Origin of the sequence: Dactylosporangium sp. NPDC048998 (assembly GCF_043197855.1) — a bacterium.
Taxonomy (GTDB): Bacteria; Actinomycetota; Actinomycetes; order Mycobacteriales; family Micromonosporaceae; genus Dactylosporangium.
Genome location: NZ_JBICTV010000028.1, coordinates 21,184 through 36,499, shown reverse-complemented (window position 1 = coordinate 36,499; position 15,316 = coordinate 21,184). Strand labels below are relative to the sequence as shown.

Annotated in this window: 14 protein-coding genes; 3 read left to right on the top strand and 11 right to left on the bottom strand. The window is 70.9% G+C overall.

Annotated features, from left to right (window positions below; all coding sequences use genetic code 11):
* Positions 1–29 precede the first annotated feature (29 nt).
* Positions 30–896, top strand: coding sequence for a TauD/TfdA dioxygenase family protein (locus ACGFI8_RS37785; RefSeq protein ID WP_392812040.1), 867 nt, complete (start codon positions 30–32; stop codon positions 894–896).
* A gap of 2 nt (positions 897–898) precedes the next feature.
* On the opposite strand, the gene ACGFI8_RS37780 is transcribed toward ACGFI8_RS37785, so the two are convergent.
* The 5 genes from ACGFI8_RS37780 to ACGFI8_RS37760 all read right to left on the bottom strand — a co-directional run bounded on the left by ACGFI8_RS37780 (position 899) and on the right by ACGFI8_RS37760 (position 7,002).
* A complete protein-coding gene (locus tag ACGFI8_RS37780; RefSeq protein ID WP_392812039.1) occupies positions 899–2,596 on the bottom strand; it encodes a prenyltransferase/squalene oxidase repeat-containing protein in 1,698 nt (565 codons plus the stop codon).
* On the bottom strand, positions 2,589–3,590 hold the full coding sequence (locus ACGFI8_RS37775; protein ID WP_392812038.1) for a UbiA family prenyltransferase: 1,002 nt from the start codon (positions 3,588–3,590) through the stop codon (positions 2,589–2,591). Before ACGFI8_RS37775 ends, ACGFI8_RS37780 begins: the two co-directional genes overlap by 8 nt.
* Positions 3,587–4,609 carry a polyprenyl synthetase family protein gene (locus ACGFI8_RS37770; RefSeq protein ID WP_392812036.1) on the bottom strand — a complete coding sequence of 341 codons (1,023 nt, stop codon included), beginning with the start codon at positions 4,607–4,609 and terminating at the stop codon, positions 3,587–3,589. Before ACGFI8_RS37770 ends, ACGFI8_RS37775 begins: the two co-directional genes overlap by 4 nt.
* Before the next feature lie 136 nt (positions 4,610–4,745).
* Entirely contained in the window at positions 4,746–5,756 is a 1,011-nt protein-coding gene (locus ACGFI8_RS37765) for a methyltransferase (protein WP_392812035.1), read from the bottom strand.
* A 52-nt stretch (positions 5,757–5,808) separates the two neighbouring features.
* Positions 5,809–7,002 (bottom strand): cytochrome P450, encoded by a 1,194-nt coding sequence (locus ACGFI8_RS37760; RefSeq protein ID WP_392812034.1) that lies wholly within the window; start codon positions 7,000–7,002, stop codon positions 5,809–5,811.
* 413 nt (positions 7,003–7,415) lie between these two features.
* Here ACGFI8_RS37760 and ACGFI8_RS37755 point away from each other — a divergent pair, with 413 nt between their 5' ends.
* Positions 7,416–7,763, top strand: a complete 348-nt coding sequence (locus ACGFI8_RS37755; protein ID WP_392812033.1) for a hypothetical protein — start codon at positions 7,416–7,418, stop codon at positions 7,761–7,763.
* Between the two features lie 477 nt (positions 7,764–8,240).
* On the opposite strand, the gene ACGFI8_RS37750 is transcribed toward ACGFI8_RS37755, so the two are convergent.
* The 3 genes from ACGFI8_RS37750 to ACGFI8_RS37740 all read right to left on the bottom strand — a co-directional run bounded on the left by ACGFI8_RS37750 (position 8,241) and on the right by ACGFI8_RS37740 (position 11,034).
* Entirely contained in the window at positions 8,241–9,449 is a 1,209-nt protein-coding gene (locus tag ACGFI8_RS37750) for an RNA-guided endonuclease InsQ/TnpB family protein (protein ID WP_392812031.1), read from the bottom strand.
* Between the two features lie 302 nt (positions 9,450–9,751).
* Positions 9,752–10,537, bottom strand: a complete 786-nt coding sequence (locus ACGFI8_RS37745; RefSeq protein ID WP_392812030.1) for a hypothetical protein — start codon at positions 10,535–10,537, stop codon at positions 9,752–9,754.
* The gene (locus tag ACGFI8_RS37740; protein ID WP_392812029.1) at positions 10,537–11,034 is read right to left on the bottom strand and encodes a SigE family RNA polymerase sigma factor; all 498 of its coding nucleotides are present in this window, start codon (positions 11,032–11,034) and stop codon (positions 10,537–10,539) included. Before ACGFI8_RS37740 ends, ACGFI8_RS37745 begins: the two co-directional genes overlap by 1 nt.
* A 277-nt stretch (positions 11,035–11,311) precedes the next feature.
* Between ACGFI8_RS37740 and ACGFI8_RS37735 the strand changes: the two genes are divergently transcribed.
* Positions 11,312–11,788, top strand: a complete 477-nt coding sequence (locus tag ACGFI8_RS37735; protein WP_392812027.1) for a hypothetical protein — start codon at positions 11,312–11,314, stop codon at positions 11,786–11,788.
* 202 nt (positions 11,789–11,990) lie between these two features.
* Here the strand turns inward: ACGFI8_RS37735 and ACGFI8_RS37730 are convergent, their stop codons facing one another.
* From ACGFI8_RS37730 to ACGFI8_RS37720, 3 genes are all read right to left on the bottom strand, one after another.
* Complete coding sequence (locus ACGFI8_RS37730; RefSeq protein ID WP_392812025.1) at positions 11,991–12,503, bottom strand: hypothetical protein; 513 nt, start codon at positions 12,501–12,503, stop codon at positions 11,991–11,993.
* Positions 12,504–12,839: 336 nt separating this feature from the next.
* Positions 12,840–14,066 (bottom strand): iron uptake transporter deferrochelatase/peroxidase subunit, encoded by a 1,227-nt coding sequence (gene efeB, locus ACGFI8_RS37725; protein ID WP_392812024.1) that lies wholly within the window; start codon positions 14,064–14,066, stop codon positions 12,840–12,842.
* On the bottom strand, positions 14,063–15,307 hold the full coding sequence (locus ACGFI8_RS37720) for an EfeM/EfeO family lipoprotein (RefSeq protein WP_392812022.1): 1,245 nt from the start codon (positions 15,305–15,307) through the stop codon (positions 14,063–14,065). The genes efeB and ACGFI8_RS37720 overlap by 4 nt, the downstream gene beginning before the upstream one ends.
* Positions 15,308–15,316: the final 9 nt, after the last annotated feature.

Sequence of the window (15,316 nt, the reverse complement as noted above, 5' to 3'; positions counted from 1 at the left end):
ACGCCACAACCGAGGACGGAACGCGCGCCATGCATGCTTCTGCCGCCCCGAAGATCGTCGTCGAACCCAGCGCCGGCGCCCTCGGCGCCACGGTCGGCGGAGTCGACCTCGAGCATCTCACCGACGAGGTGTTCCACGAGATCAAGCAGGCGCTGCTCGATCATCTCGTGATCTTCATCTCCGGCCAGGAACACATCTCCCCGGAGGCACACATCGCCTTCGGTGATCGCCTCGGCCGCGTCGAGCCGCACTCCCATCTGCAACGGCTCGACGGGCACCCGAAGATCGTCGTCATCGACTCCGAGCACGGCGGCAAGGTCGACGTCTGGCACACCGACATCACCTACAACCAGCATCCGCCGCTGGCCTCGGTGCTCCGTCTCGTCCGCGTGCCCAGCCGGGGCGGCGACACCATGTGGAGCAACCAGTACCTGGCCTACGAGCAGCTGTCCGCGCCGATCCGCGAACTGCTCGACGGGCTGAGCGCGGTCCACAGCCAACCCGGCAACGAAACCACCAGGCGGGCCGAGCACCCGGTGGTCCGCATCCACCCGGAGACCGGACGCAAGGCATTGTATGTCAACAGATTGTTCACCTCGCATATCCCGCAACTGAGCCGCGGCGAGAGCGACGCACTGCTCGAATACCTCTTCGCCTTCGCCGAGCGTCCGGAACTGACGTGCCGCCACCAATGGCGTATCGGCGATATCGCGGTCTGGGACAATCGCGTCACCCAGCACTATGCGCTCAACGACTACCACGAACGCAGGGTCGGCCAGCGGGTCACGGTCTTCGAGGACGAGCCGCAGGGCGATCCCGCCCGTTGGCCCACCTACCGTCCGGCACCCGGCCAGCGGTACTGGCCGTCGCGGGTCAACGCACGCGAGCAGTACTGAGGTCACGCCTGGCCCCCTGCCGCCGCGGCGAGGGCGCGCAACGCAAGACCGCGGGTGATCGCGCCGTTCGGGTAGTACATGTGATGGCGGATGTAGGCGCAGACACGGCTCGCCGGCCAGTCGCCGTTCGGACGCTGGGCGTCCAGCAGCCAGTCGACGCCCCGCCGGATCGGGGTGGATTCGGCGGGGACGCCGGCGGCGAGCAGGGCCGGCAGCGTCCACGCGGTCTCCTCCACGGTGCCCGCCGAACCATCGCCCGCACCCCAGGAGCCGTCCGCGCACTGGGTGGACAACAGCCAGCGGACGGCGGCCGCCGCCACGCGGCCGCCGCCGCGACCGGCCATGGCGAACGCCCCGAGCACCATCGCCGTACCCGAGGTGTGGTCGCGGTACCACAGATTCTCGAACGTGCCGTCGGGCGCCTGCCGGGTCTCCAGCCAGTCAAGCGCCGCCCGCACCGGAGCGTCGTCGGCCGCCCGGCCGGACTCGAGCAGCGCGACGATGCCCTGGCTGGTGATGGCCGGGCAGGGACCGTCGTTGGACAGCTTGGTGTCACGGACCCACAGGCTCCACGAGCCCCGGGTGTCCTGGCGACCGATCAGCCACTCGAGCCCGCTGCGCAGCACCGCGTCGCGGTCACGGTCCGGGAAGCCGGCCAGCGCGGTCAGGATCTCCGCGGACTCCAGCGTGACCGGCCAGCCGTGCGCGTCGGAGAAGCTCCACCCGCCGGCGGGACAGTCCAGGACCGTGAAGGCGTCCTGCTGCCGGGTGCGGTGGAAGAAGTCACGGGTGCGGGCCAGCCGCGGGTCAGCGCCGTATCCGGCGGCGATCAGCCCGGTCGACGCGAACGCCGAACGGGTCAGGTCCAGGTTGGACACGGCGTCCCAGGATCCGTCCTCCCGCACCGACCGGCGCAGGAAACCGACGATCGCCGTGACGATGTCCGGGGCCAGCCCGGCGTGCGCGAGGCCGAGACACACCAGCGCGGCCGGCCATGGGTCCTCGCTGAACGCGCCGCTGCGGCGCTCGTGGTCGTGCACCGCGGCGAGCAGGCGCAGCGCGGCGGGCACGGCCGCCCGGTTGGTCAGCCTGCGCACCGGGCCGGGCGGGTCGATCGTGGCCTGCATCAGGGCCAGCCCGACGAACGGTGCGGTCCGGAAGGAGATCCGCCGCCGGCGCACCGAATCGGCCAGTACCACCTCGAGCGGAAGGCGGCGCAGGCCTCCCGCCGGTGCGAACCCGGCGAGCACCTGGAACTGCGCGCACAGGTGCGCGACCGCCGGGTCGGTCACCGCCTCGACCCCGCCGAGCGCGGCCAGAGCGGCTCGTCCGGCCTCGATCGCGGCGGCGCTCGTGTCCGGCGCGACGATCTGCAGAGCGGCCACCGCGACCGAGGTCGCCACCGCCTCGCTGCCGGCACCGACGACGCCACCCCAGCCGCCGTCGTCGTGCTGGACACCGCGCAGCCACGCCGCACCGGTCGCGACCAGCTCGGCCGAGCCGGACGGGTCCGCGGCCCGCAGTGCGGTGATCGCGCCCGCGGTGCCCAGTACCGAGGCGGGCGGGTCGTCACCGAACGCCCCGTCGGCTCGCTGCCGGCGGAACAGCTCCTCGGCGCCAGCGGCGATGGCGCTCCGAACGCGTTCGAGGCGCTGTCCGGGGTGGTCCTCGCGCACCGGCTCGAACCGCACGTCAGGCATCGGCCATCCTCTCCGCGGGCCTTTCGGCCGGGCCCAGCTCGTACCACGTCCGCATCCGGCGCTGGGTCCACCAGGTCAGCGCGGCCATCGGGACGAGCAGCGCCACGGCGGTAGCCACCCCGAGACCGAGCCCGACGACGGTGGCGGCCAGCCCCAGCCGTTCCAGGACCAGCACCTCGTGGGCGCGCAGGGCGACCCGCACCGGGAGGGCTCTGCGCCTGGGCACCAGCGGTGCGAGTGCGACCACGCCGACGACCGCGACGGCGGCCAGCGGCACCAGATGTCCCGGCCCTGCACCGCCACCGAAGGCGACCGCACCGATGACGGCCGCGACGATGGCCGCGGCGTAGAACGCGACCGCGGTCCACACCGCGGTCGGGGTCCCGTGCCGCACCGGGAGCGTCCGATATCCGCCGGCGGCGTCACCCGCTACGTCGCGCAGGGTGCCGACCAGGTTCGACGCGCAGTCGTGCAGCCAGAACGCGAGCGCGAACACCAGGACCCGCCGGTCGAACATCGGGACGACGGCGGCGCCGAAGAGCAGCGTGAGCGCCCCGAGCAGGCCGCGGACGAGGTTGCCCCCCAGCCCGACCGCCTTGAGGAAGAGCCCGTAGGCGACGACGGCGACGACCGCGCACGCGGCCACGACCGCGGTCGGCCATCCGCTGATGACGGCCAGCACCGCGACGGCGAGCATCGCTGTGGTACCCCACCCGAGCGCCGTTCGCGCGGCGAGGCGGCCGGACGGGATCGGTCGGTGCGGCTTGCTGACGGCGTCGAGGTCCCGGTCGAACCAGTCGCTGAGATAGTGCCCGCCGAGCCAGCCCAACGTGGGTATGGCCCACGCGACGACCAGCCAGAGCAGCCGGCGCTCGCCGGCGAGACCCGCGCCGGCCAGCCCGAGCAGCCCGACGTACCACACGGTGTACGGGCGCCAGGTCTGAACGTGGGCGAGCACGGCGGTCCGGAGCCGCCCGCCGACCGTGACCGTCACTGGCCGACACCCGCCGCCCACGTGGCGGCCGACGCCAGCAGGTCCCGGCTCGCCGACGCCTCGAGCGTGCTCAACCGTGCGAGCGCCTGCTCCCCGTAACCGGTGGCGCGCGCCCGGGCCAGGTCCAGCCCGCCGGTGGCGACGAGCATCGCACGGAACTCCGCGAGCTCGCCCGGACCGGCCGAACGCCGGGCCAGCGCGGCCGCGAGCCGGCGGCGGGTGGCCCGATCGCCGGCCTCGTAGGCGAGCAGCACCGGCAGGGTCGGCCGGCCGTTCGCCAAGTCGCTGGTCGAGGGCTTGCCCGTGGCCTCGGGGCCGAGCGTGCACGCGAGCACGTCGTCGCGGATCTGGAAGGCGATACCGAGCAGCTCGCCGTACTCCCCGAGCCGCTCGGCCTGCTCGGCGTCCGCTCCGCCGAGCAGCGCCCCGATCCGGCAGGCCGCACGGAACAGCGCGCCGGTCTTCAGCGTGGCCACCGTCAGGTACGCCTCGACGCCGGCCGCCGGATCCCCGACCAGGCGAGCCTCCAGCACCTGACCCCGGCACAGGTCCGATCCCGCGGTGGCCAGCGCCATGACGGCGGCCGTCCCGGCCTCGGCCGTCACCCCAGCCGGCCGGCACTCGCCGATCGCCGCGAACGCGGCGAAGATCAGGTGGTCACCGGTGACGATGGCATCGGGCACGCCGTGCGCGACGTGCAGCGCCGGGCGCGATCGCCGGACATCGTCGGCGTCGATGATGTCATCGTGCACCAGCGTCGCGACGTGCAGGTACTCCAGGGCGAGCGCCGCCGGCACGACGTCGTCAGGTGCACCGCCCACGGCCTCGGCGCAGGCGAGGGTCAGCAGTGGGCGCAGCAGCTTCCCCGGCGGCAGCAACGCGTAGCGCCCCAGAGCGCTCAGCTCGTCGGCACCGGCCGGCCAGCGCCGCTCCATCTCATCCCGGAGCTTGCGCTCGAATCGGGGCTCCTCCGGACGGCGGGAGTCGCCGTGCGGGTCCGCGTGGGCGAGCATGGTCATGGTGGGCACCTCCGCTTCGTCGGACGGGGCGGGCCGATCGGCGCCGCGCCGAGGGACCGCAGATCGGGCGGGCCCGGCCGGGGCGGCCGGGCCCGGCGGGGGTCCGCAGGTGGATGGGCCGACCGGCCGGACCCGGTCATTCCGCCGCGCACTCGAACAGCACCAGCCCACCCTCGCCGTGCAGCGTCCGGGCGACCGCGAGACCGACCGGGCGGGCGAGCCGCTCGACGTCGGTGACACCCCGTTCCCGACCGCCGACGGTGACGAGCATGTTCAGGTCGTAGTGCGGATGCTGTTCGCGCACCTCCGGTCCGGTCCGGAGCACCTCGACGACGAGCACCCGTCCGGTGGGTCCCGCTGCCGCGGCGCAGTGGCCGAGGATGGCGCGGGCCGGCTCGTCGGCCCAGTCGGACAGCACACGGGAGACCACCACGACGTCCGCGGTGCACGGCAGCGGTTCGAAGAAGCTCGCGGCCCTGAAGCTCGCCCGCTCGCTCACCCCCATCTCGGCGAATGTCGCCGCGGCCGCCGGCGCCGACGCGGGCCGATCGAGCAGTACCCCGCGCAGGTGGCCGTGCTTGGCGAGCACCTCGGCGAGCAGCCCACCGTTGCCCCCGCCGACATCCATGACGTCGGTGACCCCCGACCAGTCGTACAGGCGGGCGACCTCGGGCGCGGTACGTCGCTGCTCGGCGCGCATCAGCTCGTCGAAGTAGCGGCGGTGGGCCGGGTTCGCGTCCGTCTCCTCCCACAGGGTGCGCCCGTGCACGGCGGCGTAGCCGGGCTCGCCGGTGCGCACGGCGTGCAGCAACCCGGCGTAGGCCATGTCCATGCGGAATCCGAGCCCGTCGAGGTCGAGCCACTGCCGTCGTCCAAGCGGACCGCTGTCGCAGAGAAGCCGGCCAATGTCGGTCAGCTCGAAGTGGTCCGGCGCCGACTGCGTGAACACGCCCCTGCGGACGAGGTACCGGAGGAGTTGACCGAGTGCATCGGCGTTGGTTTCCGTCGCCGACGCCAGTTCGGCGAGCGTGTGCTGGCCGCCCGCGATCCGGTCCGGCAGCCGCAGTGTGGCGGCGACGCGGACGGCGAACGGGGCACCGAGGTCCACCAGGTCCCGCAGCCGCTCGACCGGACTGTCGGCCGTCATGTTGCCCCCATCCCAAGAGGACGCCGGGTTCCGGCGCAGGAGAACGCTCGACTCACCACGCGATCGGGAATGCGGACAGCCCGCAGTTGATCCGCTCGTGCCGCCACGGGAGCTCGTCGATCGGAACACCCGGCCGCAGGTTCGGGAAGCGCCGCAGCAGCGTTCCGATCGCCGTCTCGATCTCGACCCGCCCCAGCGCGGCCCCCAGGCAGAAGTGCGGACCGACCCCGAAGGTGATGTGCGGGTTCGGGGACCGGTCGATGTTCAGGTCGCCCGGTTGCGCGAACCTCGCGGGGTCGCGGTTCGCCGCCCACGGCAACGGCATCACCACGTCGCCCGCCTGGAGCGCGACGCCCCCGAGCTCGACGGGCGCCACGACCGTCTGCTCGAGGAAGGTCGGGCTGAGCGAGGTGTACCGCAGCAGCTCGTCGACCGCGGCGGGCAGGAGAGCGGGCTCGGCCCGCAGCCGATCCATCACGTCGGGATGCTGGAACAGCGCCCGCATCCCCGCACTGATCGAGCCGATCTCCCGGCCGCCGACGAGCACGGTGACGGCCAGCCCGATGATCTCCTCGTCGGTCAGGGAGGCATCGTCGGCCTGAGCCTCGGCCCACGCCGACAGCAGGTCCGGACCGGGCACCGCCCGCTTCTCGGCGAGCCGTTCCCGAAGGTAGGCGCGCATCGCGATGGTGGCCTCCGCGGTCTCGGTCGCGGCGTGGGTGTCCACGGCCATGAGCGCCCCGTCCCACTCGGCGAATCGCTCGCGATCGGCGGCCGGCACCCCCAGCAGCTCGCAGATGACGATCGCGGGCAACGGCACCACGAGGTTGGCCACGAGGTCTCCGGGGCTGCCCCGCCGCTCCATCTCGTCCAGCAACTCGTCGGTGATCGCCTGGATGCGCGGCCGGTAGGAGTCGATCCGCCGAGCGGTGAACGCGCGTGCGGCCAGACGTCGCAGGTCGGTGTGGGCCGTGCCGTCCATGCTCAGATCGCGCACCGGGCAACCGGCCTCGGCATCGGATCCGGTGTCGTAGGCACCGCCGCTGCGCCGGAACCGGACATCGGTCATCACGGTGCTCACCTCGTCGTAGCCGAGCACCAGCCAGACCAGCCTGCCGTCGGGCAGCCGAACCCGGCTCACCTTCTCGTGCTCGACCATGCGCAGCAGTTCGTCGGGCAGGTCGCCGCGAAAGACCTCGAACGGATACTCACGCACCTCGGGCTGCACTATCGCACTGTCGCTCATCGCGTCCTCGCACTGGAATGTCGGCTGCGGCCATCTCGAACAAAGCCCATGGCATACGGCGCGATCCTCGACGCGCTGCGCGAATACTCTCGGTATCGGCCGTTGTCAACGTCAATAGGCGTCGTCGACGTCGCCGGAACCCTGTCCAAAGGGTAGATGGAGAGATCGAGGTTCGTAAAGATCTCTCGCCGGTATCGGGGATTCGGTAGGGAATGTCCAGAGGAGCGGATGGCGATGAAGCGCAGGTTTCCACGTAATGCGCACGGAACGTTCTGATGCGATCGTGGGCGGCACGCAACGCGAAGAGGCGCGCCAGCCCGTCGTCCAGCGACGGAGTTTCTCGGGGTTGCGTCCCACCCATCCGGTTACCCGCGACCGCGAACACCCGCGCTGAACCGTGCCAGACTGGCGCGGTGGACGAGGATCCGACCTGCGAGCAGCTGGAGGACCGGCGCCGCTCGGCCGCGATCAGGGCGTTCATCTGGCTAGGCCTGGAGGGCCCGCCCGACCCCGGCCTGATCGTGAAGCGCCTGGGTAACGCCCGGTTCGCAGTGCGCAGCTTGCGCGGCCGGCCTGACGACGCCCTCCAAGTATGGCTGCGCGAGGAGACTCACAGCGGCGCCCTGCGCGAAAACGCCGCGTGCCTCGCTGTCATCGAGGAACGTGAGTCCCTACGCGCCTGGGCGACCGCCGAGTACCTGCGCCGCCACCCGTCCCGCGCGCTTCAGCTCGCCGACCTCGCCGCCGTCCTGGCGGCATGACACGCGTCGTCACCGGACGTCGATGTTGCTCGCACAACGGTCATGACGAACGGCGCGGCCGGCGTCGGGTTCGGCAGGGGAGCGTCGCGGAAGGTACGCCTGCTCGCGGCTGTCATCGTCGTCGCAGCCGCACCGCTGATGATCGCCTACGACGACGCCTCTCAGTACCGGTGGCGCAAGGCCACCTACGCGTCGGCGCCGCGGGTGCTGCCGGTGATTCCGGGCTACGCCGTGGTCGCTGCGCGGGGTGACGGGCCGGTTCTTGAGGTCGACATGCGGGGACCGACAGACCTGTGGGTGTCGGTATGGCGATGCCGGGACTGCACCGTCCGCCAAGAACACGCCGTCAACACCCTGACCGTCGTGGACGGGAGCTTTGAGCTCGAGATACTGGCGGTGGGGAGCCCGGCGGGGCAATGGTCGGCCCCGGATGGCATCGGCGTGCGTTTGGCCGGCATTGTTGACATCCTCCCCTCCCTAAAGGGAGCGGATTCCCTGGGTCGCCCCAGGGGTTTCCTGCTTCACCGCCGATTGCCCCGTCCGGGAGGACTCCCGTTGAGGTCTTACACCAGCTCCACAGGCAGACACCGCCAGCCCGGCGGCCAAAATGTTGCGTGCCGCGTTCACATCCCGGTCGTGGACGGTGCCACACCGGCACGTCCACTTCCGCACGTGCAGCGGCATGTGCTCGGCCATTGCGCCGCAGGCCGAGCAGAGTTTGGAGGACGGGTACCAGCGGTCGACCGCGATCACCTCACGGCCGTACCAGATGGCCTTGTACTCCAGCATGGTCCGGAACTGCCGCCACGCCGCATCCGAGATGGCACGGGCCAGGGTGTGGTTGCGGACCATGTTGCGGACGGTCAGGTCCTCGATCACGATCGTTTGATTTTCACGAACGAGCCGAGTGCTCAGCTTGTGCAGATGGTCGCGACGCCGGTCGGCGATCCGGGCATGGACGCGGGCGACCCTGACCCGAGCCTTCACCCGGTTGCTGGAGCCCTTCTCCTTGCGGGCCAGGTTCCGCTGCGCGCGGGCCAGCCGTGCCCGGTCGCGGCGCTCGTGCCGCAGGTTGGGGATCTTCTCCCCGGTGGAGAGGGTGAGCAGGCTGTCCAGCCCGGCATCGACCCCGACCGCAGCAGCCGCTGCCGGGGCGTCGGGGATCACGTCCTGGCAGAGCAGGGACACGAACCAGCGCCCGGCCGCGTCCTGCGACACGGTCACCGTCGACGGCGACGCCCCCTCCGGCAGCGGCCGGGACCACACGATGTCCAGCGGCCCGGCCATCTTCGCCAGGGTCAGCCTGCCGTCACGGAACCGGAACACGCTGGTGGTGTACTCCGCCGACCGCCGAGACTTCTTCTTCGACTTGAACCTCGGGTACCGGGCCCGGCCGGCGAAAAAGTTCACGAACCCAGCCTGCAGATGCCGCAACGCCTGCTGCAACGGCACGGACGAGACGTCGTTGAGGAACGCCAGCTCCTCGGTCTGCTTCCACGCGGTCAGCATCGCCGAGGTCGCGTTGTAGCCGACCCGCTCCCGCCGCAACGTCCACGCCTCGGTGCGGGCGGCCAGGGCCAGGTTGTAGACCTTCCGGACACACCCGAACGTCCGCGCCAGCTCAGCGGCCTGCGCGCCGGTCGGGTAGCAGCGGTACTTGAACGCCCGCTTCACCGTCCTGGACATGCCACACATCTTGGCCGTTCTATTTGTGAACCTTGCGGTGACACGCCGGTGGACGCCGATCCGCCCTGGCGGCGAATCGGCTATCTCTGCCCTGCTCCGCAGGGGTTCCGTTTCCTCCCCGACCTGAAGGCCGGGGTATCCACGGAAGGGATCTGATGAATTGGCGTCTTTGCCGCTGGCCGCCTCCCGCGACGCTGATTAGCGAGGCAGCCCGATCCGCCCTCTACGCGACGAAGACCTGTTCTCCAAAGAGAAACGCCGGCCCGGACGGGCCGGCGTTTCGTGACGCGGAGCGCGGCGCGCTACACGGTCAGCCGTGGGTCGAGCGCGATCGACACCAGCTGGTCGAAGGGCAGTACCGGGTCGGGCTGCTTGCCTGGGGCGGTGTCGGTCTGGCCGCCCTGGTTCGCGGCGACGATCATGATGGTGATGCCGTCCGGGCGGTCCACGATCACGTAGTTGTCCGAGATGCCGTTTTCGTGGATGACCCGGCGCAGCACGTGCGTCCCGTCCGCCTCGGTCGTGTCCGTGCATTCGCCGGTTTCCGCGGCGGTGCACGGGTTCATCGGGTTGTATTGCGTGTTCCGGCGGCCCACGTTGATCGCCACGTTGCCGTCGCCGGTCGGGCCGTGCAGGTTTGCCGAGCCGTAGTAGCTGTCGTTGCCCGGGTAGTACAGATATTTCATCTTGAATGCCGGGCCGTCCGCGCCCGCCGACAGCGTGTACCCGGGCGCTTTCTGCCGGACCACATCTTTGACGACTTGGGACAGCCGGTTCTCGGTGTCCCGGGCAACGCTTGCCGGCGTCGACCCGGTGCTGGTGGGCAAGGGCGTGCCGGCCGCCGACGCCGATGCGGCCACCGTCGGGGCCATGGTCGGCTTGTCCGCGACGACTGAGGCGCCACCCCCGCCGGGGGAACCGCCGAAGGCGACGGCCACGCCGACGGCCACGGCCGCAGCCCCGCCGCCCGCACCCGCCACGGCCAGCCGCCGGACCACCGCGCGGCGGCGCCCCCGGACGATCAGCCGGTCCACGTCGATCGGCGAAGGCGGCACGACGCCGATCGCATCATCGAACTCTGTCTTCATCATTGCACCCCTGACACGTTGGAGATGGCCGCTCGCAACGTCTCCAGCCCACGCGCGGTCTGGCTCTTGACGGTGCCGGTGGAGATGCCGAGCATCTCCGCGGTCTCCTCGACCGAGTGGTCGAGGTAGAAACGCAGGACGAGCACGGCGCGCCGCTTCTTCGGCAGCGTACGAACCAGCGCCAGCAGTTCCCCGTCTTCGCCCGGTGACGGTGGCGCGACCTCGGCCACATCGGGCAGCCGATCCGTCGACACCTCACGCCGCCATGGTCGCCGTCGTTCGTCCAGATAGACGTTGACCAGCATCGCCCGTACGTAGGCGTCGACGTTGTCGGCCTGCTGGGCCCGCCGCCACTTGTCGTAGAGCTTCGCCAGCGTCGTGGCCACCAGGTCGTCCGCGGTGTGCCAGTCATGGCACAGCAGGTACGCCGTCCGCCGCAGGACATCCATCCTCAGCGTGACGTACTCGCGGTACGCCGCCTCATCGTTTCGCTGCACGCCGTTCCCTCCGTTGCCTCTAACCGCGGGACGGAACGAGACCTCGAACGGGTTGCTTCGGTCACGGACACCCTGCTGGCCAGGATGGTCGGCCAGCCACGCCTCGACGGCTACGCTGTGCCGAGCGGCCGCCTCCACGCCCGTGGGCGCACCGACCAGCCCGAACCGCCCTCTTTCATCGCCGGACATCTACGCAACAGCCCGCGCTGCCGTACGAGAGTCTTGGAGCGGCGAAAGGGTCCTCACGTCGTACAAACGAGTCAAGGACGCCCTGACCATGGTCATGACCGCGCCCGGTGGAAGCGCGCAACCCGCTCCGGTGGAGGATTTCCTGGCCTTCTTCGCGGCATCGGATGATCAGAAGGCGGCCGCCGTCGTCGACTTCGGCCCCGCCGACACCCTGGACCAGATTCGCTGCGAAATCTTCGACGTCATATACGCGATGGTGGACTGGGAGAGCGCCTTCACCGGTCGCGACGTCCGAGAGTTGCTGCATTCTGGTGAGCCGCGCGTCGTCGCCGATCCCTGCAATGGAGGTCCCGTAGTCTTCGTGGCGTCGACAGCGCTGCACCACGGCCTTGCCATCGCCAATCAGGCTGAGATCGCTGATGTCGCTGACCACTGGGTCCAAACGTTTGCAGCTCGAGACGACATCCTCGACATGACGACGGCAACCCAGATCCTGCACAACCTGACCCGCCTCGCCCGGATCGCCGCAGCACACAATGATCGTCTGTACTGTTGGCTGCCCTGACCTACACCCCGAGAGCCCAACCCGACCCAGTCATCGTCGACCATCTATATTCGGGCGACTCCACCTTGATTTCGGAATTAGCTGCGGCAACCTTGGCGCGCCACGCCCGTGCCCCTGCCAGGAGTTCCGTTTCGTGGTCGTCGCACAGCTTCTGCGGCGATCTTGTGTTCGGCCGCCGACCCGACGGCGCGGAACGGGGCCTTTACGCACCGATGTCGGGTATAACCACCACGTTGCTCATAACGGTGTACGTGTCCAACAGCACCCACGGTGTTTCCCGTGCCGACCACACCTCGTACATCACGACGGCCTGGGCCGTGTTTCCACTGAGCCGCGACCTAGGTTCGGCGAAGCGAGTGGAGTTCTGGACGTACGGCGCGGGCGAGCAAGCGCACCCACGGCTGTCGCCGAGATAGCCGTTGACGTAGATCTCTGATATCGCGATTCGGACCAGCACCTCGCGAGCGGGGACCCGATGCTTGTTGACGACCCTGTACGCGCTCGCCTCGCCTTCTCCGACGATGTAGGTGTAGTCCTGAACCGAACCGACAGCGGCACAACCTTCGGTGTAGAGGCCATGGCGGAGCTTCATCGCCGCACAGTGGAGGCCCGCGCCGTCGAGTTCCGAGGCACGACTGCTGGCGCCTCCGCCCAGCATGCCGGTCACCGCTCCCGCGACTAGCGCAAGGACAAGAAGCAGGCGGGACTTGACCATTTGAAGCCTCCTTGTTCCGCTTCAACGGATTAATGGCGAGTATTACGCTACGCCGAAGGTTCTGTCAACCTAACGGTGTAATCGAATTTGTTGATGTCTACTTGCGGCTGCGGACAGGCGTCCGTCGAAGGCCTGCTGCCCTTTATTTCAGGATTAGGTGCTTGACCTCACGGAAGAGCCGCTCGAAGCCGTGCTGATCATCATCCATGGTCGCAGAATTGCCAGCCTGAAGCGCGGTCGCGTTTGGGCGATCAATATGCGGGGAAGATCGGCTTCGTTCTGTTCACGATGGCCACGCCGCCGGCCGGGGCCGGGGCGCCCGGCAGCCCGTAAGGGCTACTGCAACAGTGCCCGGGCGAAGAAGTCCTCGCCTGGGCGCACGCCCGGCAGGGCGAAGAAGTAGCCGCCGCCGAACGGCTGGACGTAGTCGTTGAGCGGGTCGTTCTCCAGCCGGCGCTGGACCGCTTCGAACTGGCGCGGAATGTCCTGCTGGTAGCAGCAGAAGATGAGACCGGCGTCGAGGTTGCCGTTGGGTAGCAGGCCGCCATCGTAGTTGTAGCCGCGGCGCAGAATGCGGCTGGGTGCGCTCTCGGCGGTGCGCGGGTTGGCCAGCCGGATGTGCGCGTCGAGCGGGATGAGCACGCCGGCCGGGTCGCGTTCGTAGTCCGGGATGTCGGTCTCGGCGACGCCGTCGAGCGGGGCGCCGCTGTCGCGCCGCCGTCCGAAGATGGCCTCCTGTTCGGCGAGGGTGATGCGGTCCCAGAACTCGGTGAGCATCCGGATAAGGCGCACCACCTGGTACGTACCGCCGGCGGCCCAGTCGGGCTCGCCCTGGCCCGGCCCCACCCAGACCAGTTCGGCGCCGTCGGCCTCGGTCGGGTTGGCGGTCCCGTCCTTGAAGCCCATCAGGTTGCGCGGCACGCCCGAGGGGCGCGGGGGGCTGATGAACCCGGACTGGCGGTAGCGCGGCTGCAGGGCGCCGCGGGTGTGGCGGGTGATGTCGCGCAGGGCATGGTGGACGGTGTCCGGGTTGTCGGCGCAGATCTGCAGCATGAGGTCGCCGTGGCAGCGGCCCGGCTCCAGGGCGTCGTTCGGGAACACGGGCATGGTGGCCAGCCGGGCGGGTCTGCGGGCGGCCAGGCCGAAGCGGTCGTCGAACAGCGAGGCGCCGACCGACACGGTGATGGTGAGGCCGTCCGTGGGCGGCTCGGGACCGAGGACGTCGCTGTCGGCCGGCGGGGCGCCGGGCTCGCCGTCGGCCGGGCGCCCGCCGGTGGTGAGGACGGCCGCGCGCGCGGTGAGGGCCCGCAGCGCTTCCCGCAGTACACCCACGGATCCGGCTGTCACGTCGAATGCGGCGAACACCGCGGAGCGTTGCGCCGGGGTGAAGATGCCGGCCTGGTGCGGTCCGTAGAAGGCGGGCGGACCATCGGCGGCGGCGCCGGTCCGCGCGGGCGCTTGCCGCTCGGCGCCGCTCAGCCCGGCGACCATGGCCGCGCCGACCGCGCCGGCGGTCAGCCGCTTGATGGCCTCGCGCCGGTTGACGTTCCAGTGGTGTGTCATGAACCGACGACCTCCAGTAGGCCAGGCACCCGGGCCAGGGTTTCCAGCGCGCCGCCGAGCGCGGCGTCGATGCGGCGGCGGCCGGCCGGCGCGAGCGTGTCCGGCGCGGGCCAGGCGTCGCCGCTGCGGGCCGCCTGCAGCGCCTGCCGCACCGCGTCCAGGCCGGCGCGGATGGCCGGCAGCAGATCCGGCCGCCGGGCGTCGAGCAAGGGAGCGAGCAGGTCGAGCAGGGCCTCGGTGGCGTCCACACCGGCCCACGTCGCCGCCAGGCCGGCGCCGCCGCCGAAGTCGGTCAGCCCGGTGAGGTCGTCGCGGAGGGCGTCCTCGAGGATCTCGTGCGCGCGCAGCGGAAGGTCGGCCGGGGCGGGCAGGACCTCGTGGAGCGTGTCGCGCAGCCGGCTCACGTCGGCGGCCAGGCGGTCGACGACGTCGAGCAGGCGCGCCGGGTCTTCGCCGTGCCACAGGCCGTACTCGATGCGGTGCAGCCCGGTGAAGTCCGGGTCGCCGGTGCCGCCGGGCAGCCCCTGCGGCAGGCCGCCGATGGCGTCGGCGAGGTCGGCGAAGGTGCCGTAGGCGGCGCCGACGCGGGCCCATCGCAGCCGGGCGGTCAGCCATGCGGTGCGGGCCTTGACGATGTCCCCGCCACTGACGGCGGCGCGCAGCGCGGTCACGTCGCTGGCGAGCTCGGCGAGGCGCGCGGCCGCGTACTCCTCGTAGCCGCCGAGCGCGGTGGCCAGGTCCTGTGCCAGCACGGGCGGCACCGGCGGCGCGGCCAGTTTCAGGCATGGCGAGGAGATGGCGACCCGGATGTACCGCGTGGCGCGCTGGCTCACGCCGAGGCGGAACCCGTCGGCTGGGTTCTCCACGAGCAGCTGCCCGTTCGTCGCGGCGGCGTCGTTGAGCACCCGGTAGCCCTGCCGCTTCCAGTGTTCTCGCAGCGCGGTGAAGGCGACGGTCGGGCCCGAATCGGGTCGCAGGTCGAACCGCGACGAGAGCTCGTAGCGGCCGGGCTGCTCGGGACATGCGACATAGCCGCGCACCGCCCCGGCGTAGCTGAGCCTCGCGGGTATCCGGGCGACCGTGTCGCGCCGGTACTCCTCGGTCAGCTCCTGCGCCCGGTCGGTGTCCATGGGCTGTCTCGGCTGGCCGCCGGCGTGGCCCGGCAGCAGGTGCACGGCGAGCGCCGCCGCGACGGCCAGGACGGCGGTCGCGGCGGCGATCAGGATTCGACGGTTGCGCACAGGTTCGGC